Here is a 21,649-nt window from a genome sequence, read left to right as displayed (position 1 = left end):
CGTTCCGTTTCCGCCCACCGGGGCCGGTGCGACAGCCCGCCGGGGGCGGGTGCGAGAGTGGGTCGGTGCTCGCCGACGTCGCCCTCGACCTGCCGGTCCGGCCGGTGCTGCCGGCACTCGTCGAAGCGCTGCGCGACCGGGGCGCCGCCGTGCTGGTGGCGCCGCCGGGCACCGGCAAGACCACCACCGCGCCACTCGCGGTCGCCGACGCCGTCGCCGGACGGGTGGTGATCGCCCAGCCCCGGCGGGTCGCCGCACGCGCCGCCGCGCACCGGATGGCCGCGCTGCTCGGCGAACGGGTCGGCGACCGGATCGGCTACGCGGTGCGCGGCGAGCGCCGGGCCGGGCCGCGTACCCGGATCGAGGTGGTCACCACCGGTCTGCTGGTGCGCCGTCTGCACCACGACCCGGAGCTGCCCGGCGTGGACGCGGTGCTGCTCGACGAATGCCACGAACGGCAGCTCGACGCGGACCTGGCGCTGGCGTTCAGCGTCGAGGCGCGCGGCACGCTGCGCCCGGACCTCTGGCTGCTGGCGATGTCGGCCACCCCGCAGGCGGACCGCTTCGCCGCGCTGCTCGGCGCTGGCGACCCCGCCCCCGTGGTACGCGCCGAGGCCGCCCTGCACCCGGTCGAGCGGGTGTGGGCGCCGCCGCCGCGCCCGGTGACGCCACCCGGCGGTGGCCGGGTCGATCCCGCGCTGCTGGACCACGTGGCCGCCACGGTCCGCCGGGCGTTGCGCGAACGCGAGGGCGACGTGCTGGTCTTCCTGCCCGGCGCGGGTGAGATCGGCGCCGTCGCGCGCCGCCTGGCCGACCTGCGCGACGTCACGGTGCTGCCGTTGCACGGACGGCTGCCCGGCCCGGCCCAGGACGCGGCGCTCACCCCCGCCGCCGGGCGGCGCGTGGTTCTCGCGACGGCGGTGGCGGAGAGCAGCCTGACCGTGCCGGGCGTCCGGGTCGTGGTGGACGCCGGCCTGAGCCGGGTGCCCCGTACCGACCTGGCCCGAGGGCTGGGTTCGCTGGTGACGGTGCCGGTGTCCCGGGCGGCGGCGACGCAGCGGGCGGGCCGGGCCGGGCGGGAGGCGCCGGGCGCGGTCTACCGCTGCTGGTCCGAGGCGGCACACGAGCGGCTCGCCCCGCAGCCCGAGCCGGAGATCGCCACCGCCGACCTGACCGGGTTCGCGCTGGAGCTGGCGGCCTGGGGCACCCCGGACGGCGCCGGCCTGGCGCTGCCCGATCCGCCGCCACCGGCCGCGCTGGCCGTGGCGCGGGAGACCCTGGGCACGCTCGGCGCGGTGGACGACGACGGCCGGATCACCGCGCGCGGCCGGGCGGTCGCGGCGGCAGGCACGCATCCCCGGCTGGCGCGGGCCCTGCTGGACGGCGCGCCCCGGGTCGGCGCGGACCGGGCCGCCGAGGTGGTGGCGATCCTCGGCGAGAACACGCTGGGCGGGACGGGGGACGACCTGCCCGCCCGCTGGCGGCGGCTGCGCGACGGCGTCGACCCGGCCGCCACCGCGCGCTGGCGCACCGAGGTACGCCGCCTGCGCGCCGCTCTGCCCGCCGACGACGCCGAACGGGAGCGCCTGCCCGACGATCTGGCCGCGGGGCTGATCGCCGGACTCGCGTACCCGGAACGGCTGGCCCGGACGCGGCGGCCGGGCGGGTCCGCGTACCTGATGGCCGGCGGGACCGCCGCGGAGCTGACGCCCGGGTCGGGGCTGGCCGGAGCGGCGTGGCTGGCCGTCGCGGTGGCCGACCGCTCCCCCGGCGCGCCGGCCGCGCGGGTACGGCTGGCCGCGCCGATCGACGAGGCGACCGCCCGGGAGGCCGGGGCGGCGCTGCTGCGTTCCGGACGGGAGGTGGCCTGGACCGGCGGCGACGTGGTGGCCCGGGAGGTGGACCGGCTCGGCGCGATCGAGCTGCGCGAGCGGCACCTGACCGCGCCGGAACCGGAGCTGGTCGCGGCGGCGCTGCTGGACGGGCTGCGGCAGGAGGGGCCGGGACTGCTGCGCTGGACGCCGGAGGCGACCGGGCTGCGCCGCCGGATGGCGTTCTGCCGCCAGGCGCTCGGCGGGGACTGGCCGGACGTCTCCGACGCGGCGCTACTCGACCGCGCCCCCGACTGGCTCGGGCCGGAGCTGATCCGCGCCCGCCGCCGGGCCGACCTGAGCCGGGTGGACGTGGTGGCGGCGCTGCGCCGGCTGCTGGACTGGCGGCAGGCCGCCCGGCTGGACGAGCTGGCCCCGGAACGGCTCGCGGTGCCCAGCGGGTCGCGGGTACGTGTCGACTACGCCGATCCGGGCGCGCCGGTGCTGGCGGTGAAGCTCCAGGAGACGTTCGGCTGGCGGGACGTGCCGCGCATCGCCGACGGGCGGGTGCCGGTACTGCTGCACCTGCTCTCCCCCGCCGGGCGGCCGGTGGCGGTCACCGCCGACCTGGCGTCGTTCTGGCGCACCGGCTATCCGCAGGTGCGGGCGGAGCTGCGGGGCCGCTACCCGCGTCACCCGTGGCCGGAGGACCCGACCACCGCCGAGCCGACCCGCCGGGCCGCTCCGCGCCGCCGGTGAGGGCTACTCCTCGACGACGTCGGCGATCACGACTGTGATGTTGTCCGGGCCGCCGGCCCGCAGCGCCAGGTCGATCAGCCGGGCCGCGCAGGCGTCCCGCTCCATCTGCTCGTTGAGGACCTCGGTGAGCGTGTCCGCGCGGACGACGTTGGAGAGGCCGTCGCTGCACAGCAGCCAGCGGTCGCCCGCGCGGGGCACCATCGTCGCGTACGACGGGGAGACCTGGTCGCCCTGCAACGCCTGGGTGACCACGGCCCGCCGGGGGTGGCTGCTGGCCTGCTCGGCGGTGATCACGCCCTGGTCGACGAGCATCTGCACGAACGTGTCGTCGCGGGTGACCTGCTTGAGCACGCCCTCGCGGAACAGGTAGGCGCGGGAGTCGCCGACGTGCGCCAGCGCCAGGCAGCTGCCGGTACGGGCGAACAGCAGCGCGGTGAGCGTGGTCCCCATGCCCTGACGTTCCGGGTCCTCCTCCACCGCCTGGCGGATCCGCGCGGTGGCCAGCTCGATCGCGCCCTGGAGCGCGGCGACGAGCGCGTCCTCCGGCGTCTCCACGTCCAGCGGGGCGATCGCGTCGATCGCGATACGGCTGGCCAGGTCGCCGGCCGCCATGCCGCCCATGCCGTCGGCCACCGCGACCAGCCAGGGGCCCGCGTGCTGGGCGTCCTGGTTGCCGCTGCGGATCAGCCCACGGTCGCTCGCTCCGACGGAACGAAGCTTCAGGGTCATGGGTCGCAGCCTGCCAGGTCGAGGGCTCGGTTGTCTGTAGGAGATCACCGACATCGTACGTGGCGCGCCGGACCCCTCCGCGAGCGGGCGCTCGGCCGAGCATCGGGCCGGATCGATTGACAGCGACGGAACGCGGTGGAAACATCGGCCTGATATTGGGAGCGCTCCCAGTTCCCGGTCTCCCCCCACCACCCCCGAGCACGGAAGGAACCTCCGTGACCCGATCCCGACGTCGGCTCGCCGCGCTCGCGGCCACCACGCTGGCGCTCACCGGCCTCACCGCCGGCCCGGCCCTTGCCGAGGTGCCGCCGGACGCCCCCGAACAACTCCGCAACGGCGACTTCAGCGCCGGTGTCTCCCCCTGGTTCTCCTACGGCACCGGCGACCTCGCTGTCGTCGACGGCCGGCTCTGCACCACCGTCGCGGCCGGCACCGCCAACCCGTGGGACGCCGGCATCGGCCAGGACGCGGTGCCGCTGATGCAGGGCGCCGAGTACGAGCTGTCCTTCGACGTCTCCGCCACCCCGGGCGCGGCCGTCAAGGCGGTGCTGCAGCTCGGCAGCGCCCCCTACACCACGTACGCGAGCGTCGACGCGACCGCCACCGGCACCTCGAAGCGCGTCACCACCACGTTCACCTCCCCGGCCGAGAACCCCACCGCCCAGCTGATCTTCCAGGTCGGCGGCAGCGCCGAGGCGCAGACGTTCTGCCTGGACAACGTGTCGCTGCGCGGCGGGGAGCCGGCGCCGCCGTACGAGCCGGACACCGGGCCCCGGGTCCGGGTCAACCAGGTCGGCTACCTGCCCGGCGGGCCGAAGCACGCAACTGTGGTCACCGAGGCCACCGACGCGCTGCCCTGGCAGCTGAAGTCGGGCAGCGGCGCGGTGGTCGCCAGCGGCCGGACCACGCCGCGCGGCACCGACGCCGCCTCCGCGCAGAACGTGCAGACCGTCGACTTCTCCGCGTACCGCAAGCCGGGCACCGGCTACACGCTGACCGTGGACGGCGAGACCAGCCACCCGTTCGACATCTCCGGCGCGCTCTACGACCGGCTGCGCGCCGACTCGCTGCAGTTCTTCTACGCCCAGCGCAGCGGCATCGAGATCGACGGCGACCTGATCGGCGAGGAGTACGCCCGCCCGGCCGGCCACCTCGGCGTCGCGCCGAACCAGGGCGACACCGACGTGCCGTGCCAGGCCGGCGTCTGCGACTACTCGCTGGACGTGCGCGGCGGCTGGTACGACGCGGGCGACCACGGCAAGTACGTGGTCAACGGCGGCATCGCCACCTACCAGCTCCTGAGCACCTTCGAGCGGACCAAGACCGCCGAGACCGCCGACGGCGGCGCCGCCCTGGGCGACTCCACGCTGCGGCTGCCCGAACGCGGCAACGACGTGCCGGACGTGCTCGACGAGGCCCGCTGGGAGCTGGAGTTCCTGCTGCGCATGCAGGTGCCGGCCGGCAAGCCGCTGGCCGGGATGGTCCACCACAAGATCCACGACCGGAACTGGACCGGCCTGCCGCTGCAGCCCCAGGACGACCCGGAGCCGCGTGAGCTGCACGCGCCGTCCACCGCCGCCACGCTGAACCTGGCCGCCGTCGCCGCGCAGTGCCAGCGGCTGTACGCCCCGTACGACGCCGCCTTCGCCGCGCGCTGCGGCACCGCCGCGAAGACCGCGTACGCCGCGGCCAAGGCGCACCCGGCGATCTACGCCTCGGCCAGCGACGGCACCGGCGGCGGCGCGTACGACGACTCCAACGTCAGCGACGAGTTCTACTGGGCCGCGGCCGAGCTGTGGCTGACCACCGGCGACAAGGCGTACCTGGCCGACGTCACCGGCTCGCCGCTGCACACCGCCGACGTGTTCGCCCCCAACGGCGCGTTCGGCTGGCAGAGCGTGGCCGCGCTGGGCCGCCTGGACCTGGCCACCGTGCCGAACACGCTGCCCGCCGCGGAGAAGACCCGGATCCGCGAGTCGATCACCGCCGCCGCCGACAGCTACCTGGCCACGATCGCCGGCCAGGCGTACGGGCTGCCGTTCCCGGGCAGCGCCGACGCGTACGTCTGGGGCAGCAACAGCAACCTGGTGAACAACGCGATCGTGCTGGCCACCGCGTTCGACCTGAGCCGGGACGCGAAGTACCGGGACGGCGCGGTGCAGGCCGCCGACTACCTGTTCGGCCGCAACGCGCTGAACATGTCGTACGTGACCGGGTGGGGCGAGCAGCACGCCCGCAACCAGCACAGCCGGATCTTCGGCCACCAGCTGAACCCGGACCTGCCGCGCCCGCCGGCCGGCTCGCTCGCCGGTGGCCCGAACGCCGCGCTGCAGGACCCGTTCGCGGCGAACCTGCTCGCCGGATGCGCGCCGATGTTCTGCTACGTCGACGACATCAACTCGTACGCGACGAACGAGGTGGCGATCAACTGGAACTCGGCGCTGGCGTGGCTCGCGTCGTTCCTGGCCGACCAGGGTGACGCCGGCGCGGTGCCGGCGCCGTCCTGCGCGGTCACCTACACCACGCACGGGAGCTGGCCGTCCGGCTTCACCACCCAGGTGACGGTGCGCAACACCGGCACGACGGCGGTGAACGGGTGGAGCCTGCGGTGGGCGTTCCTCGGCGACCAGAAGGTGGACCACGCCTGGTCGGCGCAGCTCGGCCAGAGCGGCGCCACGGTCACCGCGAAGAACCTGTCCTGGAACGCGAAGCTGGTGCCGGGCGCGTCCACCACGTTCGGCTTCAACGGCACCGCGTCCCGGTTCCCGAACCCGGATCCGGGGCTGGTCACCCTGAACGGGAAGGCCTGCACGGTCTCCTGACCGAGCTGACCGGACGCCATCGCAGGACCGGGTACGGTCCTGCGATGGCGTACCTCTTCCTGCTCGGCGCGATCACCGCCGAGGTGATCGGCACCAGCCTGCTCAAGGCCACAGACGGTTTCACCCGGCTCTGGCCCACACTGGGCCTGGCGGTGGCGTACCTGTCCGCGTTCGGGCTGCTCTCGCTGGCGGTGAAGGACATCCCGGTCGGCGTCGCGTACGCCGTCTGGTCCGGCCTCGGCACCGCCGCCATCATGGCGATCGGCGCGGCGTTCCTGGGCGAGCCGCTGAGCGTGGCGAAGGTGATCGGGGCGGGGCTGGTCATCGCCGGGGTGGTGGTGCTCAACCTCGGCGGCGCGCACTGAGCGCCACCCGGCTCAGGCCGCCGCGCGCAGCAGCCGGAGCTGCCCGATCTCGGCCACGTTCTTCATCAGCTCGGCGTTCACCCACGCGGCCAGGTGCGTCACGGTGAGACCGGCGTCGGCGGGCCAGGGGTACGCGGACGGCCGGTCCAGGTCGGCCTCGGCCAGCGCGCCCGCCCACTCCGTCCGCAGCTCCCGCAGCCAGGCGACCGTCTCCGCGCCCGGCCCGGGCCAGCGGATGTCGTCGCGTTCCCGCGCCGGGCGCTGCCGCACGTGGTCGGTCGCGACCGACCACCACCAGCCGATGTGCCAGGTCAGCCACCCGATCGTGGGTGCCGGGACCGGGTCCGGCTCGGTGTCGGCCCAGTCGGGACGCCACCCGCCGCCCCGGCCGGGGCGCATGGTCCAGCACAGCGCGGCCGGCTCCCAGAGGAAATCCGCCGGCTCCAGCCGGTCGAGGTGGTACTCGGCGAGCGCCCAGGTCAGGTCGAACTGCCAGCGCAGCAGGCCGGTCACGGAGGCAGGCATCGCGCGATCGTGGCACGGCCTGCGCCCGCGGTCGACCGGTTAACCGCTCCCGGCCCGCCTCGCGACGACGCCCCTCGCGACGTGGCGGCCCGGCGTGTCGTGGCGAGAACAAGGAACATCCAAAAAACGATATGACTGTGAGGCATAAATATGCCTGAGAGTCATATCGCTCGAGGCCTCACCTTTCCGGAGGGCCGCCGGCCGCCGTGACGCGCCCGGCCCGGGTCGAGGCCCAGCGCCGCCTCGCGGTGTGACGGGCGTCGCCCCTGGCGGGGCTCCGGGGGCGGGGGAACGGCCCTAGCGTCGATCACATGGCCCTCGCCGGACCCCGCTGATGGGGCGCGTCTCGCCGCTCCCGCCGCCCGGGCCGCTGCGCACCCTCGCGTACGCCACGCTGGTCAACACGGTCGGCGCGGGCCTGTGGCTGGGGGGCGGGGCGCTCTACCTGACCCGGGACGTGGGCCTCTCCGCCACCTCGGTTGGCGCCGGGCTCACCGTCGCCGGGCTGGTCGGGCTCAGCGCGAGCGTGCCGCTTGGCGCGCTGGCCGACAGGTCGGATCCGCGTACGCTCCGGGCCGTCCTCCAGGTGGGCCAGGCGGTCGCCGCGCTCGCGTACCTGCTGGTCGGCTCGTTCCCGGCGTTCCTGGCGGTGGCGGTGCCGGAGGCGCTGCTCGCGACCGGCAACCTGGCGGTACGGGCGGCGCTCGTGGCGGCGGTGGGCGGCCCGGACGGCCGGGTGCACGCCTTCGCCACGCTGCGCGCGGTGGCGAACCTGGGCATCACCGTCGGTACCGCGCTGGCCGGGATCGCGCTCGCGGTGGACACGCACCGGGCCTACCAGGTGCTCGTGGTCGGCAACGCGGCCACCTACCTGCTCTCGGCGGCACTGCTGCTGCGCCTGCCGCCGCAGCCGGCCACCGACGCGCGCCGGGCCACGGCGGCGAGACCGGCACCCGACGCGGAGACGACGCCCGGAGCGATGACGACCGGCGGTGGCACCCGACGCGGACCGGGCGCGCGGCGGCGCGGCGGACCGCTGCGGGACGGACGATTCCTCGCGGTCAGCGGCGCGTCGGCGGTGCTGAGCACGCACGTGACGGTGCTCGTGCTCGTCGTACCGCTGTGGACCGTGGACCGGGCCGGCGCGCCGCCACCCGTGGTGTCGGCGGTGCTGCTGGCAAACACGGTGCTCACCGTGCTGCTCGCGGTCCGGCTGAGCCGGGGCGCCGAGCGGGCCGCGCCGGCCGCGCGGAAGCTGCGCCGGGCCGGGCTCGTGCTCGCGGCGGCCACACCGCTGTACGCGGCGACAGCCGCCATGCCGGTGCTCCCGGCGGTCGTCCTGCTGCTCGTCGCGACGGCGGTGTGGACGGTGGGCGACCTGTGGCACGGCGCGGCCGGCGCGGGCCTCGCCTACGACCTGGCCCCGCCCGGGGCGATCGGGGCCTACCAGGGCGCGGATGGCCTGCTCGCCGGGTTGGCCCAGGCGCTCGGGCGGGGTCTGCTCACGCTGCTGGTGCTCGGCGGCGGTCCGGTCGGCTGGCTGGTGCTCGGCGTGGTCTTCGCCGCCGCCGGGCTGGCCGCCCCGGCGCTGACCCGCCGGGCGATCGCGAACCGGCGGGCACCGGAAACCCGGCCCGCCGGTGTGCCGGGGTGAACGGCGTGTAGCAGCATGACGGGATGACCGACCAGCAGAGCATCACGATCCGCCCCGGTGGACCCGGCGACGCCCCGACGCTGCTGCGGCTGCTCGACAGCGCCACCGCCTGGCTGGCCGAACTGGGGCGTACCGACCAGTGGGGCGCCGAGCCGGCGTCGATCGACCCGCGCCGCATCGCCCAGGCCGAGGAGTGGGCGGCCGGGGACGGCCTGTACCTGGCCGAGATCGACGCGACGGTCGCGGGCGCGCTGGTGGTGGGCGCGGCCACGAACTACGTGCCGCCGGCCACCGAACCCGAGCTGTACGTGAACCTGCTGGTCACCGACCGGGCGTACGCGGGGCGCGGGGTCGGTGCGGCGCTGCTGGCGTACGCGGCGGAGCTGGCCCGCGAACGCGGCGTCGGCCTGCTGCGGGTGGACTGCTTCCGCAGCCCCGACCGGGCGCTCGTGCGGTTCTACGAGAGCTGCGGGTTCACCGCCACCGAGCCGTTCACCGTGGAGCGGCCGGGCCGCCCGACGTGGACCGGGCAGGTGCTGGAGCGCCGGGTCGGCTGAGTCAGCCGATCTCCTCGTCCACGAAGCACCAGCGCCACGACTCCCCCGGCTGGACCGACCGCATCACCGGATGCCCGGCCGACTCGAAGTGCTTCGTGGCGTGCTGGTACGGCGACGAGTCGCAGCAGCCCACGTGCCCGCAGGTCAGGCAGGCGCGCAGGTGCACCCAGTCGGGGTTGCCGATCGCCACGCAGTCCGGGCACTCGGTGGTGGTGGCGGGCTCGGCCGTGCCCGCCTCGGCCAGGTGCCGGCAACTCATTCGACGACCTCCTGTCGCAGCAGTGACTCCTCCAGATCCAGGTCACGATAGGCGCGGGTGAGCACCTCCTCCGGGATCTGGCCGGAGTCGCGGGCGGCCCGGAACACCTCCCGCTCGGCGTCGATCATCTCCTGACGCAGGCGCGCGTACGCCTGGGAGGGGGTTTCCCGTTCGGTGCCGCCGAGCCGTTCCCAGGCCAGGTTGGCCCGGGTGGTGGTCAGCCCACGCAGGCGCTCCACCACCGCTTCCGGCGCGCCCCCGGCCAGTTCGTCGAGGCGTTCCCGGGCCGCCCGGCTCGCCCGCTGCTGCACCCCGGCGGCGGACAGCGCGTCCTGCACCGGGTCGTCCGGCGGCAGCCGCAGCCGCCGGGCCAGCCACGGCAGCGTCGCGCCCTGCCCGACCAGCGTCGCGACGATCACCGCGAACGCCAGCCAGATCAGCAGCGCGCGCGGGTACGGCGTGTCGCCGGCGAGGGTGAGCGGCAGGCCCAGCGCGGCGGCCAGCGTCACCACGCCCCGCATGCCGGCCCAGCCGATGACGACCGGGAACTGCACCGGCGGCGCCGGGTCACGGTGACGGATCCGGGGCACGAGCCGGGCCAGGTAGGTCGCCGGGAAGACCCAGACGAACCGGGCCAGGAAGACGGCGGCCAGCACCGCGGCGGTGATCGCGACGAGCGAGCCGAGCGGCTCCTCCAGGTCGCGTACCACCTCTGGCAGCTGCAGGCCCACCAGCAGGAACACCAGTCCTTCGAGGAGGAACCGGATCAGCCGCCAGAACGCCGTCACCTGCAGGCGGGAGGCGGCCGACATGAGCGTGGGCAGCTTGTGCCCGATGCCGAGGCCGGTCACCACCACCGCGACCACCCCGGAGGCGTGGATCTCCTCGGCGGCGAACACCACGGCGAACGGCACGATCAGCGACAGCGCGTTGTCCAGCACCGGGTCGGTGGCGCGTTTGTGCAGGAAGCCGAAGACCACCACGCCGAGCAGGCCGACCAGGACGCCGCCGCCGGCCGCGACCACCACCTCCCGGGCCACGTCGCCGAACCCGACGCCGCCGGTGGTGGCGGTCGCCGCGACGATCGCGACCCGCAGCAGCACCAGCGCGGTGGCGTCGTTGACAAGGCTCTCGCCCTCCAGGATGGTGACGATCCGCCGGGGCAGGCCGACCCGGCGGGCCACCGCGGTGGCGGCGACCGCGTCCGGCGGCGCCACCACCGCGCCCAGCGCCAGGCAGATCGCGTACGGCAGGTGGGGCAGGAACCAGTGCACGACGGTGCCCACCACGAACGCGGTGAAGATGACCAGCCCGACGGCGAGCAGCAGGATCGGCCGCAGGTTGAGCCGGAACGCCGGCACCGACGTCTCCACCGCCGCCACGTACAGCAGCGGCGGCAGGATGCCCACAAGCACCAGGTCCGGGTCCAGCCGCACGTGCGGGAAGAACGGCAGGAAGGACAGCGCGAGACCGAGCACCACGAGCAGGATCGGCGCGAGCAGGCCGAGCTTGCGGGCCAGCGCCGCGCCGAACGTGGCGATGGCCAGGAAGACCACTACCTCGAACAGAGCATCCACGAGCGTCGAGCCTATGCGCCGCGGCGTCGATGTGTGATCAGGCGGCGGAGCGCAGCTTCGGCAGCACCTCCGCGCCGAACGTGTCGATGAACGCGCGCTGCTCCTGCCCGACGTGGTGCAGCGCGATCTGGTCGAAGCCCAGCGCCACGTACTCCTCCAGCCAGCCGATGTGCCGGCCCAGGTCGGCGGAGACGTTCACGGTCTCGGCGACCGTCGACATCGGCACGTCGGCGCTCGCCACGTCGAAGTGCTCGGGGGTCTCCAGGTCCCAGCACACCGGCGGCGCGAACACGTTGCTGCGCCACTGGTCGTACGCGATCGCCTCGGCCTCGGCCTGCTCGGGCGCCCAGCTCACGTGCACCTGCAGGTGCAGCGGGCCGCGTCCGCCCGCGTCCCGGTAGGCGTCGATCATCCGGCGCAGGTGCTCGACCGGCGCGTTGACGGTGATCAGCCCGTCCGCCCACTCGGCGCACCAGCGTGCGGTGGCGACGCTGACCGCGGCGCCGACCAGCGCGGGCGGCTCCTCCGGCCGGGTCCACAGCTTCGCCCGGTCCACTGTGACGAGGCCGTCGTGGCTGACCTCCTCGCCGGCCAGCAGCGCCCGGATCACGTCGACGCACTCGCGCAGCCGCGCGGAGCGGACGTCCTTGCGCGGCCAGACCTCGCCGGTGATGTGCTCGTTCGCCGCCTCGCCGGTGCCCAGCGCGGCCCAGAACCGGCCCGGGTACATGGCGCCGAGCGTGCCGATGGCCTGCGCGATGATCGCCGGGTGGTAGCGCTGGCCGGGCGCGTTCACCACGCCGAAGGACAGGTTCGTGGCCTGGAGCGCGGACCCGAGCCAGGACCAGGCGAACCCGGACTGGCCCTGCCGCTCGCTCCACGGCGAGAAGTGGTCGGAGCACATGGCCGCGTCGAAGCCGGCGCGCTCGGCGTGGATCACCGCCTCCAGCAGCCGGGCCGGGTGGATCTGCTCGTGGGATGCGTGGAAGCCGAACGCCGTCATGGTGGGCACTCCTACCCGTGACGGCGTCCGGCCAATCGCGTCTACTCGGAGTGCGCGCCGGCGCCCGCGCCGGCCTGGCCCTCGCCGATCCACACGGTCTTGGTGTTGCAGAACTCGCGCATGCCGGCGGCGGACAGCTCGCGGCCGTACCCGGAGTTCTTCACGCCGCCGAACGGCAGCTCCGGATAGGACGTGGTCATCCCGTTGATGAACACGTTGCCGGCGTCCAGGTCGACGGCGAAGCGCTCCTGCTCGGCCGGGTCGTTGGTCCAGGCGTTGGAGCCGAGGCCGAAGCTGGTGCCGTTGGCCACTTCGATCGCCTCGTCGTACGAGCCGACCCGGTAGAGCCCGGCGACCGGCCCGAACACCTCCTCGGACCACATCCGCATCTCCGGGCGCAGGTCGGTGACCACGGTCGGCGGGTAGTACCAGCCGTCCCCGGCCGGCTTCTCACCGCCGCAGAGCACCGTCGCGCCCTGGTCCACCGCGTCGGTGACCTGGGCGTGCACCTCGTCGCGGCCACGCTCGCTGGCCAGCGGGCCGACGTCGGTGCCGTCGTCCATCGGGTCGCCGACGCGCAGCGCCGCCATCCGGGCGGCGAACTTCTCGGCGAACGCGTCGAACACGTCGGTGTGCACGATGAACCGCTTCGCGGCGATGCAGGACTGACCGTTGTTCTGGCAGCGGGCGGTGGTGGCCACCTCGGCGGCGGTGTCCAGGTCGGCCGAGGGCATCACCACGAACGGGTCGCTGCCGCCCAGCTCCAGCACCGTCTTCTTGATCTCCCGGCCGGCGATCTGGGCGATGGACCGGCCGGCCGGCTCGCTGCCGGTGAGCGTGGCGGCGCGTACCCGGGGGTCGCTGAGGATCCGGTCGACCGCGTCGGAGCCGACCAGCAGCGTGGTGAACGCGCCCTCGGGGAACCCGGCCCGCCGGAACAGGTCCTCCAGGTAGAGCGCGGTCTGCGGCACGTTCGAGGCGTGCTTGAGCAGGCCGGTGTTGCCGGCCATCAGGGCCGGGGCGGCGAAGCGCATGACCTGCCACAGCGGGAAGTTCCACGGCATCACCGCGAGCACCGGGCCGATCGGCTGGTAGCGCACGTACGCCCGCCTGGCCTTGACCGCGGCGGCGTCGGCCGGCTCGTCGGCGAGCATCGCCGGCGCGTTGTCGGCGTAGAAGCGGCAGGCGGTGGCGCACTTGGTGACCTCCGCCTTGGCGGCGGCGTACGTCTTGCCCATCTCGGTGGTCATCAGCCGGGCCGTCTCGTCGCGCTCGGCGTCGAGCCGGTCGGCGGCGGCGGTGAGCCACCGGGCCCGCTGCGCGATGGTGGTCTCACGCAACTGCCGGAAGGCCAGGTCAGCCCGCTCGATCGCGGCGTCGATCTGCTCGTCCGACATCGCGTCGTACGTCTTGAGCACCTGTCCGGTGGCGGGATTGGTGGTGGCGATGGGCATGTCGTCCTCCTGTCACTCGAACAGCGAGTGCCGCACGCCCGGCTCCTCCCGGCGGCGCGCGGCGCGGCGGCGCTGGATCACGACCAGGTCGACCACCGCCACCACGGCGAGCAGCGCGCAGACCACGCCCAGCCAGGCGATGCCGGCGGCGAACGCGAGCACCGCGAAGACGGTCATCACGACCAGACCGAACGTCGCCAGCACGAGCCGCAGGTTCAGGGCGCTGTTCGCGTGGCCGACCGTGCCGCGGGCGCGCCGGGGTTGTGATCGGGTCATTCCTGGGGCCTACCCCGGCACGGGCGGGGATAACCGGCCGGGGCGGGAACGCCGGTGATCCGGGACACCCGGCGGGCGGTCGCCGGATGCGCGCTGCGGGCGGGTGCGTTACTTCGGGGTGCCGGTTTCCGGCGGAGATCCCGCGGGCCGGTGGAGAGGATGGCATGACCACGACGCAGGCCGTACCCGTGACCGTCGCCGTGTCCCGGCGCGCCGACCCCGCGCGTACCGACGAGGTGGTGGCGTGGATGCGGGCCGGTACGGCGCTCGCGGAGAGCTTCCCGGGCTTCCTCGGCGCCGGTTTCGTCCGCAGCGCCCCCGGTTCCGGCGAGTGGCACGTGATGTACCGCTTCGCCGACGCGGACACGCTGCGCGGGTGGGAGGACTCGCCGCAGCGGCGCTGGTGGCTCAGCTCGGCGCAGGGCATCGTCGAGCACACCCGGGTCGAGCGGCGCACCGGCATTGAGGGCTGGTTCGACCCGCCGGTGGACCACGTGGTCGAGACGTTCGGCGAGCCGGAGCCGGCCGCGCCGCCGCGCTGGAAGCAGGCGGTCACGATCTGGCTGGCGTTCTTCCCGCTGAGCCTGGCCGCCACGCTGCTGACCGCCCGGTTCCTCGCCGACGTGCCGCTGGCCGGGCGGACGCTGCTGATGACGCTCGTGCTCACCCCGCTGATGACCTACCTGGTGCTGCCCCGGATCACCCGCCTGCTGCACCGGTGGCTGCACGGCCGGCCGGCGCCGACCCGACAGATGTGAACGACAGTGGTCTATGCCTGATAGCCGACAGAACCGCTTCCGGGACCCCGCCGGGGCATAGGGTCGACGCGCCCGTTGCCGCCGCCCGACGGGGGAACCCATGCCTCGACGCTGGATCGCCGCGCTGGCCTGCCTGGCGGCGCTCGTCGCGCTCGCCTGTGACGGCTCCGGCGAGGCGTCGCCCCGGCCCTCCGGCACACCCCGCCCCGGCGAGCCCCGGGTCCTCACGGCGCTCGGGGACTCGGTCAGCACCGGTTACGGCTCCTGCCTGGTGCTGGTGAGCTGCGAACGCAACTCCTGGTCGACCGGGGACGGCCTGCGGGTGGAGAGCATCTACCGGCGGCTGCGCGCCGACGCGCCGGGCCTGCGGGCGTACAACCGGGCCGCGCCCGGGGCCCGCGCGTCCGCGCTGACCGGCCAGGCCCGGTCCGCGGTACGCGACAAGGCCGACCTGGTCACCGTGCTGATCGGCGCGAACGACGCCTGCCGGGGCGACATCGACGACATGACGCCCGTCGCCACCTTCCGCGATCAGGTCGACGCGGCGCTCGGCGTGTTGCGCGACGGCCGGCCGAAGGCCCGGGTGCTGATGGTCAGCATCCCGGACCTGCACCGGCTCTGGCAGATCGGGCACACCGAGCCCCGCGCCGTGCGGGCCTGGTCGCGTGGCGTCTGCCCGGCGCTGCTCGCAGACGCCACGTCGACCGCGCCCGCCGCGGTGGCCCGCCGGGCCCGCGTCCGGGACCGGATCGAGGCGTACGACGGACAACTGCGCGCCGCCTGCCGGGCGTACGGGTCACGCTGCCGCTGGGACGGCGGCGCGGTGCACCGTCACCGCTTCACGCTGGACCAGGTGAACGCGCTGGACTGGTTCCACCCGAACGCGGCCGGGCAGGGCCAGCTGGCCGAGGTGGCCTGGAACGCGTCCGGCTGGGCGAGCTGACCGGCGCGGGCCGCCCGGACGGACGGGCCCGGGGCCGAGGAGGGTCAGGGCTGACGCGGGCCGGGAAGCGGCCGGGGACCACCGGCCCGGTAGAGGGCGCGCGTACGGTCGGCCAGTTCCTTCGTGGCCGACGAGTTGGCCCAGGTGCCGAGCACGATCGCGGCGCCCGGCACGACCTTGGCGAACATCCGCTTGGCGGCGCGTACCCCGGCCATCCGGGCCAGCCGGACACCGAGCTGGAGCATCACCCGGCCCAGCGCCCGATCGGCGGCAGCGCCGAACAACGCGCCGGCCCGCTCCCGGCCGGCGGCCACCCCGAGCGCCAGGCGGGCGGTCTGGGCGGCCTTGTGCACCCGCTGGAGCACCAGCAGATCGGTGGCCCGGTCGACGTGCGTCGGGTCGGCGCCGTACGCGGCCGCCACGTGCAGCACCAGCCGGGCCTGGGTCCAGGCCAGCACGCCCACGTCGATCACCGCGCCGGGCAGCCCGGCGGCGCCGGAGACCGCGCCGGAGAGCCGGGCGTGATTGACGAACTTGCGGACCGCCTGGTCCGCCAGCTGCTCGGGCGGCGCGTCCGGCCGCAGGGCGCGTTCCCGGGCCGCCCACTGCGCGGCCTCCGGCCCGAGCCGGCGTACCGCCTCCAGGGCCAGGTGCTCCGGGGCGTACTGCGGGTCCTCCCGCATCCGGTCCCAGAGCTTGGCCGGTGGCGCCTCGGGCGCGTCCACCGGCGGGGCGGGGGCGGCGGGGACGGCGTCGGGCTCCCCGACGGGGGCGGGGTCGGTCACGAAGGGCTCCGGGGGCTCGTGCGGCGGGGGTGACGCGGGTCAGCGCCGGCGCGACTGCAGCCGGGTCGCGATCTGCCGCAGCCGGGCCTGGTTCTCCGGCTTGGACATCTCACGCCGGCCGCGGTCGACCAACTGCTGGCCCCGCGGCGACCGCAGGAAGGCGGTGATCCGTTGCATCAGCGACATGGTGTCCTCCGTCCCGCGGTCCCCTTCATGTGTACCTGGGACCGGCAAGCCCCGTGATACCCGAATCGACCCTTCGGCAACCACTCGTCCGGCTCAGCCCAGGATCTCGGCCACCACCTCGCCGGCCCGCCACTCGTGCTGGGCGTACGCGTCCGGGAACGCCGAGATCTGCACCGCCTGGGCGGCCACCGACAGCGGCAGGTCCTGCCAGCCGGGGATCTCCTCCAACGCGGACAGGAAGGCCTTCGTCGCGTACTCCGGGTCCATGAGCTGCTCGACGGTGCCCCAGCCGCTGCTCGGCCGCTGCTGGAACAGCCCGACCGAGTCGTGGTCCCAGCCGATGGCCTGGTGCGGGTAGTTCTGCGACTCGGGCAGCACGCCGCTGGCGTAGTTGAGCAGCGTGCTCTCCTGCATGGCGGTCGCCACCGCGATGACCAGGGCGCGGCGCGGCACGCCCATCTCCTTGCCGGCCTGCACGATCTTCTTGGCGTTGTTCATCTGGGTCCGGTCCAGGCCGGCGACCGGGACGATCTGCCGGACCGTCTTCGTCGGCTTCGGCTTGGGCTTGGCGGTCGCCTTCGGGCTCGCCGTCGCGGACGGGGCGGCGGTGGTCGGCGCGGTGGTCGGGCGGGCGCTCGCGCGGGAGGCGACGTCGGCCTCCGCGCGCTCGGCGACCTCCGCCGAGGGCGCCGGGGCGGCGGCGCGCTCCGGCGCGCCGAAGCCGGCCTGGCTGACGCCGACCAGGCCGAGGCAGCAGGCCGCGCCGGTGGCGACCGCGAGCCTGGTCCGGCCGGGCCGGGGGTTCATGGGGGCCCAGAAGCGGGTACGCCGGAAGAGTCCCTGGAGCCTCGTCGAACGGTTGGTGGAGGGGGTATCGTCCGAACGGTCAGCCGGGCGGCCGGGGCCGAACGGGTCGTCGAGGGTGCCGTCGCTACGCATCCGACGAGGCTAGGCAGGGCAAACCGGGATCACCCAGGCCTGTTGAGTGGCCCTCGCCACACTTCGGCCGACCCGGGCCGGACACTCGCGGCCTGCCGCGCCCAGCCGACGACAGACCTCGGGAACCCGGCGAATCACCCGCCGGCCACGCGCCGAAACTCTCCCGGCACGAACCTCGTAGATGTCCCGCTCCCGCCCGATGATCGACTAACTCGTCCGTTCGGACGATCCGGATGTCGGCCGCCGGACCGGGGCGTAGCCGAATCGTGATCACCATCCGGGCATCAGAGGTGTCCGTAACGGAATGGACCACACCCCCCGGTACGTTTGCCGAACCGGGGAGACCGCACGTTCGGCGCTCCCCCGTACGCGTCGACAGGGAGGACCCCACCGGTGCTCGATCCACACGAGCTCTACGAACTCACCGACGAGCTGCCCGAGCTCGGCCAGCCGGTGCTGATCCAGGCGCTCACCGGCTTCGTCGACGCCGGCAACGCCACCCGGCTCGCCCGGGAACAGCTGCTCACCTCGCTCGACGCCCGGACGATCGCCCGCTTCGACGTCGACCAGATCTTCGACTACCGCTCGCGCCGCCCGGTGATGACGTTCGTCGAGGACCACTGGGCCGACTACGACGCCCCGGCGCTGGAGCTGCACCTCCTGCGCGACGACGACGAGACCCCGTTCCTGCTGCTCACCGGCCCCGAGCCGGACCTGCAGTGGGAGCGTTTCGTGGCCGCCGTCGCCGGCCTCTGCGCCCGCCTCGACGTCCGGCTCACCGTCGGGCTCAACTCGATCCCGATGGCGGTGCCGCACACCCGGCCCAGCGGCGTCACCGCGCACGCCACGCGCAAGGACCTGATCGCCGGCCACGAGCCGTGGCTGCAGAAGGTGCAGGTGCCGGCCAGCGTCGGTCACCTGCTGGAGTACCGCCTCGGCGAGCAGGGCCGCGACGCCCTCGGCTTCGCCGCGCACGTGCCGCACTACGTGGCCCAGGCCGAGTACCCGGCCGCCGCCGAGGCGCTGCTGTCCGCCGTGTCCCGCAGCACCGGCCTGCTGCTGCCGGTCGAGGACCTGCGCACCGCCGCCGAGGCGGTCCGGGTGGAGATCGACCGCCAGGTCACCCAGACCGAGGAGGCGGCCACGCTGGTGCAGGCGCTGGAGGAGCAGTACGACGCGTTCGCCCGCGGCCGGGGCGAGAAGAGCCTGCTCGCCGGCGAGACCGGTCCGCTGCCCACCGCCGACGAGCTCGGCGCCGAGCTGGAGCGCTTCCTGGCCGAGCAGACCCGCCCCGGCGACACCCCGGAGCGCTGAGGCGGCGGGACGGGCGGCGATGCGGCAGGCTGGGGCCATGCGCCTGGCGACCTGGAACGTCAACTCGGTGAAGGCCCGCCTGCCCCGGCTGCTCGACTGGCTGGCCACCACGAAACCCGACGTCGTGTGCCTGCAGGAGACCAAGTGCCCCGACGGGGCGTTCCCGGTCGCCGAGGTGGGCGAGCTGGGCTACGAGGTGGCCAGCCACAGCGACGGCCGGTGGAACGGCGTCGCCGTCCTGTCCCGGGTCGGGCTCGCCGACGTGGCGGTCGGCTTCCCGGGCGAGCCCGGCTTCCCCGAACCCGAGGCCCGCGCCATCTCGGCCACCTGCGACGGGCTGCGGGTCTGGTCGGTGTACGTGCCGAACGGCCGCACGCCGGACGACCCGCACTACGCGTACAAGCTGGCCTGGTTCGCGGCGCTGCGCGACGCCCTGGAACCGGAGGTCGCCGGGCCCCTGCCGGTGGCCGTCTGCGGCGACTTCAACGTCGCGCCCACCGACGCCGACGTCTGGGACCCCGCGCTGTTCGCCACCTCCACCCACGTCACCCCGGCCGAACGGGCCGCCCTGGCCGCGCTGCGTGACCTCGGGCTGGAGGACGTGGTGCCGACGCCGATGAAGGGGCCGCACCCGTTCACGTACTGGGACTATCGGGCCGGGATGTTCCACCAGAACAAGGGCATGCGGATCGACCTGGTGTACGCGAGCGCGCCGTTCGCCCGCGCGGTCCGCTCCGCGTACGTGGATCGGGAGGCCCGCAAGGGCAAGGGTCCCTCGGACCACGCCCCGGTGGTGGTCGACGCCGACCTGACGCCGGCCGTCGAGACGTTCTGAGTCCGAGGCTCGTTAGGGTGGACGTATGGCAGTCGTGAAGATCAACGCGATCGACGTCCCGCCCGGCGCCGGCGAGGAGCTGGAGAAGCGGTTCGCGGCCCGGGCCGGCGCGGTGGAGAACTCCCCCGGCTTCCTCGGCTTCGAGCTGCTGCGCCCGGTCGCCGGGGAGAGCCGCTACTTCGTGTACACCCGCTGGGAGAGCGAGGAGGCGTACCAGGCGTGGGCGCAGGGCCCGTCCCGGGCCGCGCACGCCGAGGGCGGCGAGCCGCGCAAGCCGGTCGCCACCGGCGCGAACCTGCTGGAGTTCGAGGTCGTCCAGCAGGTCCCCGCCAAGCCCTGACCCCTCCCCATCCCCCTTCTCCGTCGATCATGAAGTTAGCGGCGCTCGACGTCCGTTTTGTCACCGCCAACCTCATGATCGACGGGGCGGTGGCCCGTCAGGATGCCAGGGATGCGAAGACGATCACGTTGTCCTGGTAGCCGGTGCGGCCGCCGACCCACTCGCCGCCGCACGTGATCAGGCGCAGCTCGGCCGGACCTGAGTCGCCGTAGACCCGGGCGGCCGGCAGGTTCGACTTGTCGAAGTACTCGACGCTGTCCACCTTGAACGTCACCACGCTGCGGTCCGCGCGGGTCACCTGGATCCGCGCGCCGGTTTTGAGCGAGCGCAGCCGGTAGAACACGGCCGGGCCGCTCTTGGTGTCGACGTGGCCCACGATGATCGCCCGGCCGGGATCGCCCGGCACCGCTCCCCTGTCGTACCAGCCGGTCTGGTCGTGCTCGGTCAGCGGCGGCACGTCCACCGAGCCGTCCTTCGCCTGCCCGACCGGGGTGACCGGCGCGTTGACCTTGATGGCCGGCACCGCCAGGCGTACCGGCCGGCTCGCCGGCTTCCGGGCCGGAGCGGCAGCGTTCGCCGGGGCCGCCGCCGCGCCCGAACCGCCCGATCCGCTCGACTCGGTCGACGCGTCGGCGAAGTCGAACGGCCCGGCTGTGCGCCCCAGCCCGGCCCCGGTGGCGAACACACCGACCAGCACCAGCACCACTGCCAGCGGCTTCGACCAGGAGCCCCGGCCCCGGCCCCGCCCGCCCGGCGATGCCGGTGGCGGCTCGACAGGCGGCGGCCCGGCGGGGCGTGGGCGCAGGGCCGGCGGATCGGCCGACGGCGGATACCACGGTCGCGACGCGGCGGGCGGCGGCATCCACGGCCGCGACCCGGAGACCGGCACGGCAGACGATCCGGTCCCGGCGGACGGACCCGTCCCGGCGGCAGACCCACTCCCCGAGCGCGGGCCGGTCCGGGGCGCGGCGGCCGGATCAGCCCTGGAGAACCGGGCGGCGTCGGCGGGCGGCCCGGCCCGGGACGGCCGGGCCGAGCCCGTGGGCGGCGCGGCGGGCGGGGGCAGAGCCACGAACGGCCAGCCGGAGCGCCGGGATGCGGCGGGCGGCGGGACGAAGTGCTCGGCCATGGCGGGCCTCAGCGTCCGGCGGCGCCACGGGCGTGGCGGCGGGACGCGGCCACACCGAGCCCGGCGCCGACCATGGTCACTGCCAGTCCGACCGGCACCAGCAGGCCGCCGAGGCCGGGACCGGCCGTGCCGCCGAACCCGGTCGCCGGGCCGCGGCTGGGCAGGTGACTGGGCGGGTGGGTCGGCTGCCGGGTGGGCTGCCCCTGCTTGACCACCTGGAGCATGGTGGAGGCGGTCTCCCCGCCCGGGCACTCCAGCTTGACCCGGTAGTTGCCGGGCCGGGTGCGCTCGTGCACCATCGGCGTGGCGGTGAGCAGGCCGCGCTGCGGCTGCACCTGGATCTTGCCGAACGCGTCCGAGGTGACGATCGCCGGCACGGTGTTGTTCCGGCAGCTCGCCCGGATGCCGACCAGGTAGCCGGGCGACACGGTGCCCGGGGTGACCTCCACGAAGATCACGTCGGCCGGGGGCTGTTCCGGCACCGGCTCGGCGGCGCGCGGCGCGGCCTGGGCGGGCAGCGCGCCGACCAGCGGGGCGGCGCACGCGGCGACCGCGACCAGCAGCGCCTCACGTACCCTGAACGACCCCATGACCCCTCCCGGCGTACGGGATGAATCCTCTCACCCCCG

At 74.8% G+C, this 21,649-nt stretch carries 22 protein-coding genes; 10 read left to right on the top strand and 12 right to left on the bottom strand.

The features are described 5' to 3' along the window. Positions 1-65 precede the first annotated feature (65 nt). Positions 66-2,570: an ATP-dependent helicase HrpB gene (gene hrpB, locus PVK74_RS01740; protein WP_274478010.1), complete on the top strand. Its 2,505-nt coding sequence runs from the start codon at positions 66-68 to the stop codon at positions 2,568-2,570. Positions 2,571-2,573: 3 nt separating this feature from the next. Here the strand turns inward: hrpB and PVK74_RS01735 are convergent, their stop codons facing one another. Next, the gene (locus PVK74_RS01735; RefSeq protein ID WP_043325052.1) at positions 2,574-3,299 is read right to left on the bottom strand and encodes a PP2C family protein-serine/threonine phosphatase; all 726 of its coding nucleotides are present in this window, start codon (positions 3,297-3,299) and stop codon (positions 2,574-2,576) included. A gap of 215 nt (positions 3,300-3,514) precedes the next feature. Between PVK74_RS01735 and PVK74_RS01730 the strand changes: the two genes are divergently transcribed. Further along, positions 3,515-6,121, top strand: coding sequence for a glycoside hydrolase family 9 protein (locus PVK74_RS01730; RefSeq protein WP_274478009.1), 2,607 nt, complete (start codon positions 3,515-3,517; stop codon positions 6,119-6,121). Between the two features lie 44 nt (positions 6,122-6,165). Further along, a complete protein-coding gene (locus PVK74_RS01725; RefSeq protein WP_043325054.1) occupies positions 6,166-6,486 on the top strand; it encodes a DMT family transporter in 321 nt (106 codons plus the stop codon). 12 nt (positions 6,487-6,498) lie between these two features. Here the strand turns inward: PVK74_RS01725 and PVK74_RS01720 are convergent, their stop codons facing one another. Further along, positions 6,499-7,011, bottom strand: coding sequence for a DinB family protein (locus PVK74_RS01720; RefSeq protein ID WP_166456374.1), 513 nt, complete (start codon positions 7,009-7,011; stop codon positions 6,499-6,501). A 334-nt stretch (positions 7,012-7,345) separates the two neighbouring features. Between PVK74_RS01720 and PVK74_RS01715 the strand changes: the two genes are divergently transcribed. After that, positions 7,346-8,665: an MFS transporter gene (locus tag PVK74_RS01715; RefSeq protein ID WP_274478008.1), complete on the top strand. Its 1,320-nt coding sequence runs from the start codon at positions 7,346-7,348 to the stop codon at positions 8,663-8,665. Between the two features lie 23 nt (positions 8,666-8,688). Next, the gene (locus PVK74_RS01710; RefSeq protein WP_274478007.1) at positions 8,689-9,222 is read left to right on the top strand and encodes a GNAT family N-acetyltransferase; all 534 of its coding nucleotides are present in this window, start codon (positions 8,689-8,691) and stop codon (positions 9,220-9,222) included. A gap of 1 nt (position 9,223) precedes the next feature. Here PVK74_RS01710 and PVK74_RS01705 read toward each other — a convergent pair whose 3' ends face one another. From PVK74_RS01705 to PVK74_RS01685, 5 genes are read right to left on the bottom strand one after another with little or no spacing between them, the layout of a single operon-like run. Beyond that, complete coding sequence (locus PVK74_RS01705; protein ID WP_043325056.1) at positions 9,224-9,481, bottom strand: UBP-type zinc finger domain-containing protein; 258 nt, start codon at positions 9,479-9,481, stop codon at positions 9,224-9,226. Next, complete coding sequence (locus tag PVK74_RS01700; protein WP_187694026.1) at positions 9,478-11,058, bottom strand: Na+/H+ antiporter; 1,581 nt, start codon at positions 11,056-11,058, stop codon at positions 9,478-9,480. Before PVK74_RS01700 ends, PVK74_RS01705 begins: the two co-directional genes overlap by 4 nt. Before the next feature lie 37 nt (positions 11,059-11,095). After that, complete coding sequence (locus tag PVK74_RS01695; RefSeq protein WP_043325058.1) at positions 11,096-12,061, bottom strand: TIGR03885 family FMN-dependent LLM class oxidoreductase; 966 nt, start codon at positions 12,059-12,061, stop codon at positions 11,096-11,098. 41 nt (positions 12,062-12,102) lie between these two features. Beyond that, positions 12,103-13,515 (bottom strand): NADP-dependent succinic semialdehyde dehydrogenase, encoded by a 1,413-nt coding sequence (locus tag PVK74_RS01690; protein ID WP_064447512.1) that lies wholly within the window; start codon positions 13,513-13,515, stop codon positions 12,103-12,105. A 12-nt stretch (positions 13,516-13,527) separates the two neighbouring features. After that, positions 13,528-13,791: a DUF6343 family protein gene (locus PVK74_RS01685; RefSeq protein WP_043325060.1), complete on the bottom strand. Its 264-nt coding sequence runs from the start codon at positions 13,789-13,791 to the stop codon at positions 13,528-13,530. 164 nt (positions 13,792-13,955) lie between these two features. On the opposite strand from PVK74_RS01685, the gene PVK74_RS01680 reads away from it, so the two are divergent. Together PVK74_RS01680 and PVK74_RS01675 are read left to right on the top strand one after the other, a co-directional pair. Next, positions 13,956-14,549, top strand: coding sequence for an antibiotic biosynthesis monooxygenase (locus PVK74_RS01680; protein ID WP_043325061.1), 594 nt, complete (start codon positions 13,956-13,958; stop codon positions 14,547-14,549). Between the two features lie 100 nt (positions 14,550-14,649). Next, the gene (locus PVK74_RS01675) at positions 14,650-15,492 is read left to right on the top strand and encodes a GDSL-type esterase/lipase family protein (protein WP_274478006.1); all 843 of its coding nucleotides are present in this window, start codon (positions 14,650-14,652) and stop codon (positions 15,490-15,492) included. A gap of 44 nt (positions 15,493-15,536) precedes the next feature. On the opposite strand, the gene PVK74_RS01670 is transcribed toward PVK74_RS01675, so the two are convergent. The 3 genes from PVK74_RS01670 to PVK74_RS01660 all read right to left on the bottom strand — a co-directional run bounded on the left by PVK74_RS01670 (position 15,537) and on the right by PVK74_RS01660 (position 17,402). Further along, positions 15,537-16,277: an EcsC family protein gene (locus PVK74_RS01670; RefSeq protein WP_069089921.1), complete on the bottom strand. Its 741-nt coding sequence runs from the start codon at positions 16,275-16,277 to the stop codon at positions 15,537-15,539. A gap of 39 nt (positions 16,278-16,316) precedes the next feature. Next, positions 16,317-16,463 carry a hypothetical protein gene (locus PVK74_RS01665; protein WP_166456378.1) on the bottom strand — a complete coding sequence of 49 codons (147 nt, stop codon included), beginning with the start codon at positions 16,461-16,463 and terminating at the stop codon, positions 16,317-16,319. Positions 16,464-16,556: 93 nt separating this feature from the next. Further along, a complete protein-coding gene (locus tag PVK74_RS01660; RefSeq protein ID WP_064447510.1) occupies positions 16,557-17,402 on the bottom strand; it encodes a hypothetical protein in 846 nt (281 codons plus the stop codon). Positions 17,403-17,795: 393 nt separating this feature from the next. On the opposite strand from PVK74_RS01660, the gene PVK74_RS01655 reads away from it, so the two are divergent. Genes PVK74_RS01655 through PVK74_RS01645 form a run of 3 tightly spaced genes read left to right on the top strand, consistent with a single transcriptional unit; the run spans position 17,796 to position 19,891 of the window. Beyond that, the gene (locus PVK74_RS01655; RefSeq protein ID WP_043325065.1) at positions 17,796-18,716 is read left to right on the top strand and encodes a proteasome assembly chaperone family protein; all 921 of its coding nucleotides are present in this window, start codon (positions 17,796-17,798) and stop codon (positions 18,714-18,716) included. Positions 18,717-18,753: 37 nt separating this feature from the next. Next, positions 18,754-19,551 (top strand): exodeoxyribonuclease III, encoded by a 798-nt coding sequence (locus PVK74_RS01650; RefSeq protein WP_043325066.1) that lies wholly within the window; start codon positions 18,754-18,756, stop codon positions 19,549-19,551. A 25-nt stretch (positions 19,552-19,576) separates the two neighbouring features. Next, positions 19,577-19,891 (top strand): antibiotic biosynthesis monooxygenase family protein, encoded by a 315-nt coding sequence (locus tag PVK74_RS01645; RefSeq protein WP_043325067.1) that lies wholly within the window; start codon positions 19,577-19,579, stop codon positions 19,889-19,891. Between the two features lie 97 nt (positions 19,892-19,988). Here PVK74_RS01645 and PVK74_RS01640 read toward each other — a convergent pair whose 3' ends face one another. Next, positions 19,989-20,696: a class F sortase gene (locus PVK74_RS01640; RefSeq protein ID WP_274479235.1), complete on the bottom strand. Its 708-nt coding sequence runs from the start codon at positions 20,694-20,696 to the stop codon at positions 19,989-19,991. A gap of 332 nt (positions 20,697-21,028) precedes the next feature. Further along, a complete protein-coding gene (locus PVK74_RS01635) occupies positions 21,029-21,610 on the bottom strand; it encodes a hypothetical protein (protein ID WP_043325069.1) in 582 nt (193 codons plus the stop codon). Between the last annotated feature and the right edge of the window lie 39 nt (positions 21,611-21,649).

Source organism: Micromonospora chalcea, assembly GCF_028768405.1.
Taxonomy (GTDB): Bacteria; Actinomycetota; Actinomycetes; order Mycobacteriales; family Micromonosporaceae; genus Micromonospora; species Micromonospora chalcea.
The sequence above is the reverse complement of the archived record's forward strand: the minus strand, read 5'-3'. Positions and strand labels throughout refer to the sequence as shown.

What these genes read in the sequence shown, in the direction of transcription:
- PVK74_RS01720 (WP_166456374.1), bottom strand. Translation starts at nt 7,011, where the DNA reads ATGCCTGCCTCCGTGACCGGCCTGCTGCGCTGGCAGTTCGACCTGACC.
- PVK74_RS01675 (WP_274478006.1), top strand. Translation starts at nt 14,650, where the DNA reads ATGCCTCGACGCTGGATCGCCGCGCTGGCCTGCCTGGCGGCGCTCGTC.
- PVK74_RS01710 (WP_274478007.1), top strand. Translation starts at nt 8,689, where the DNA reads ATGACCGACCAGCAGAGCATCACGATCCGCCCCGGTGGACCCGGCGAC.
- PVK74_RS01660 (WP_064447510.1), bottom strand. Translation starts at nt 17,402, where the DNA reads ATGCGTAGCGACGGCACCCTCGACGACCCGTTCGGCCCCGGCCGCCCG.
- PVK74_RS01680 (WP_043325061.1), top strand. Translation starts at nt 13,956, where the DNA reads ATGACCACGACGCAGGCCGTACCCGTGACCGTCGCCGTGTCCCGGCGC.
- PVK74_RS01665 (WP_166456378.1), bottom strand. Translation starts at nt 16,463, where the DNA reads ATGTCGCTGATGCAACGGATCACCGCCTTCCTGCGGTCGCCGCGGGGC.
- PVK74_RS01645 (WP_043325067.1), top strand. Translation starts at nt 19,577, where the DNA reads ATGGCAGTCGTGAAGATCAACGCGATCGACGTCCCGCCCGGCGCCGGC.
- PVK74_RS01635 (WP_043325069.1), bottom strand. Translation starts at nt 21,610, where the DNA reads ATGGGGTCGTTCAGGGTACGTGAGGCGCTGCTGGTCGCGGTCGCCGCG.
- PVK74_RS01690 (WP_064447512.1), bottom strand. Translation starts at nt 13,515, where the DNA reads ATGCCCATCGCCACCACCAATCCCGCCACCGGACAGGTGCTCAAGACG.
- PVK74_RS01695 (WP_043325058.1), bottom strand. Translation starts at nt 12,061, where the DNA reads ATGACGGCGTTCGGCTTCCACGCATCCCACGAGCAGATCCACCCGGCC.
- PVK74_RS01735 (WP_043325052.1), bottom strand. Translation starts at nt 3,299, where the DNA reads ATGACCCTGAAGCTTCGTTCCGTCGGAGCGAGCGACCGTGGGCTGATC.
- PVK74_RS01725 (WP_043325054.1), top strand. Translation starts at nt 6,166, where the DNA reads ATGGCGTACCTCTTCCTGCTCGGCGCGATCACCGCCGAGGTGATCGGC.
- PVK74_RS01685 (WP_043325060.1), bottom strand. Translation starts at nt 13,791, where the DNA reads ATGACCCGATCACAACCCCGGCGCGCCCGCGGCACGGTCGGCCACGCG.
- PVK74_RS01650 (WP_043325066.1), top strand. Translation starts at nt 18,754, where the DNA reads ATGCGCCTGGCGACCTGGAACGTCAACTCGGTGAAGGCCCGCCTGCCC.
- PVK74_RS01705 (WP_043325056.1), bottom strand. Translation starts at nt 9,481, where the DNA reads ATGAGTTGCCGGCACCTGGCCGAGGCGGGCACGGCCGAGCCCGCCACC.
- PVK74_RS01715 (WP_274478008.1), top strand. Translation starts at nt 7,346, where the DNA reads ATGGGGCGCGTCTCGCCGCTCCCGCCGCCCGGGCCGCTGCGCACCCTC.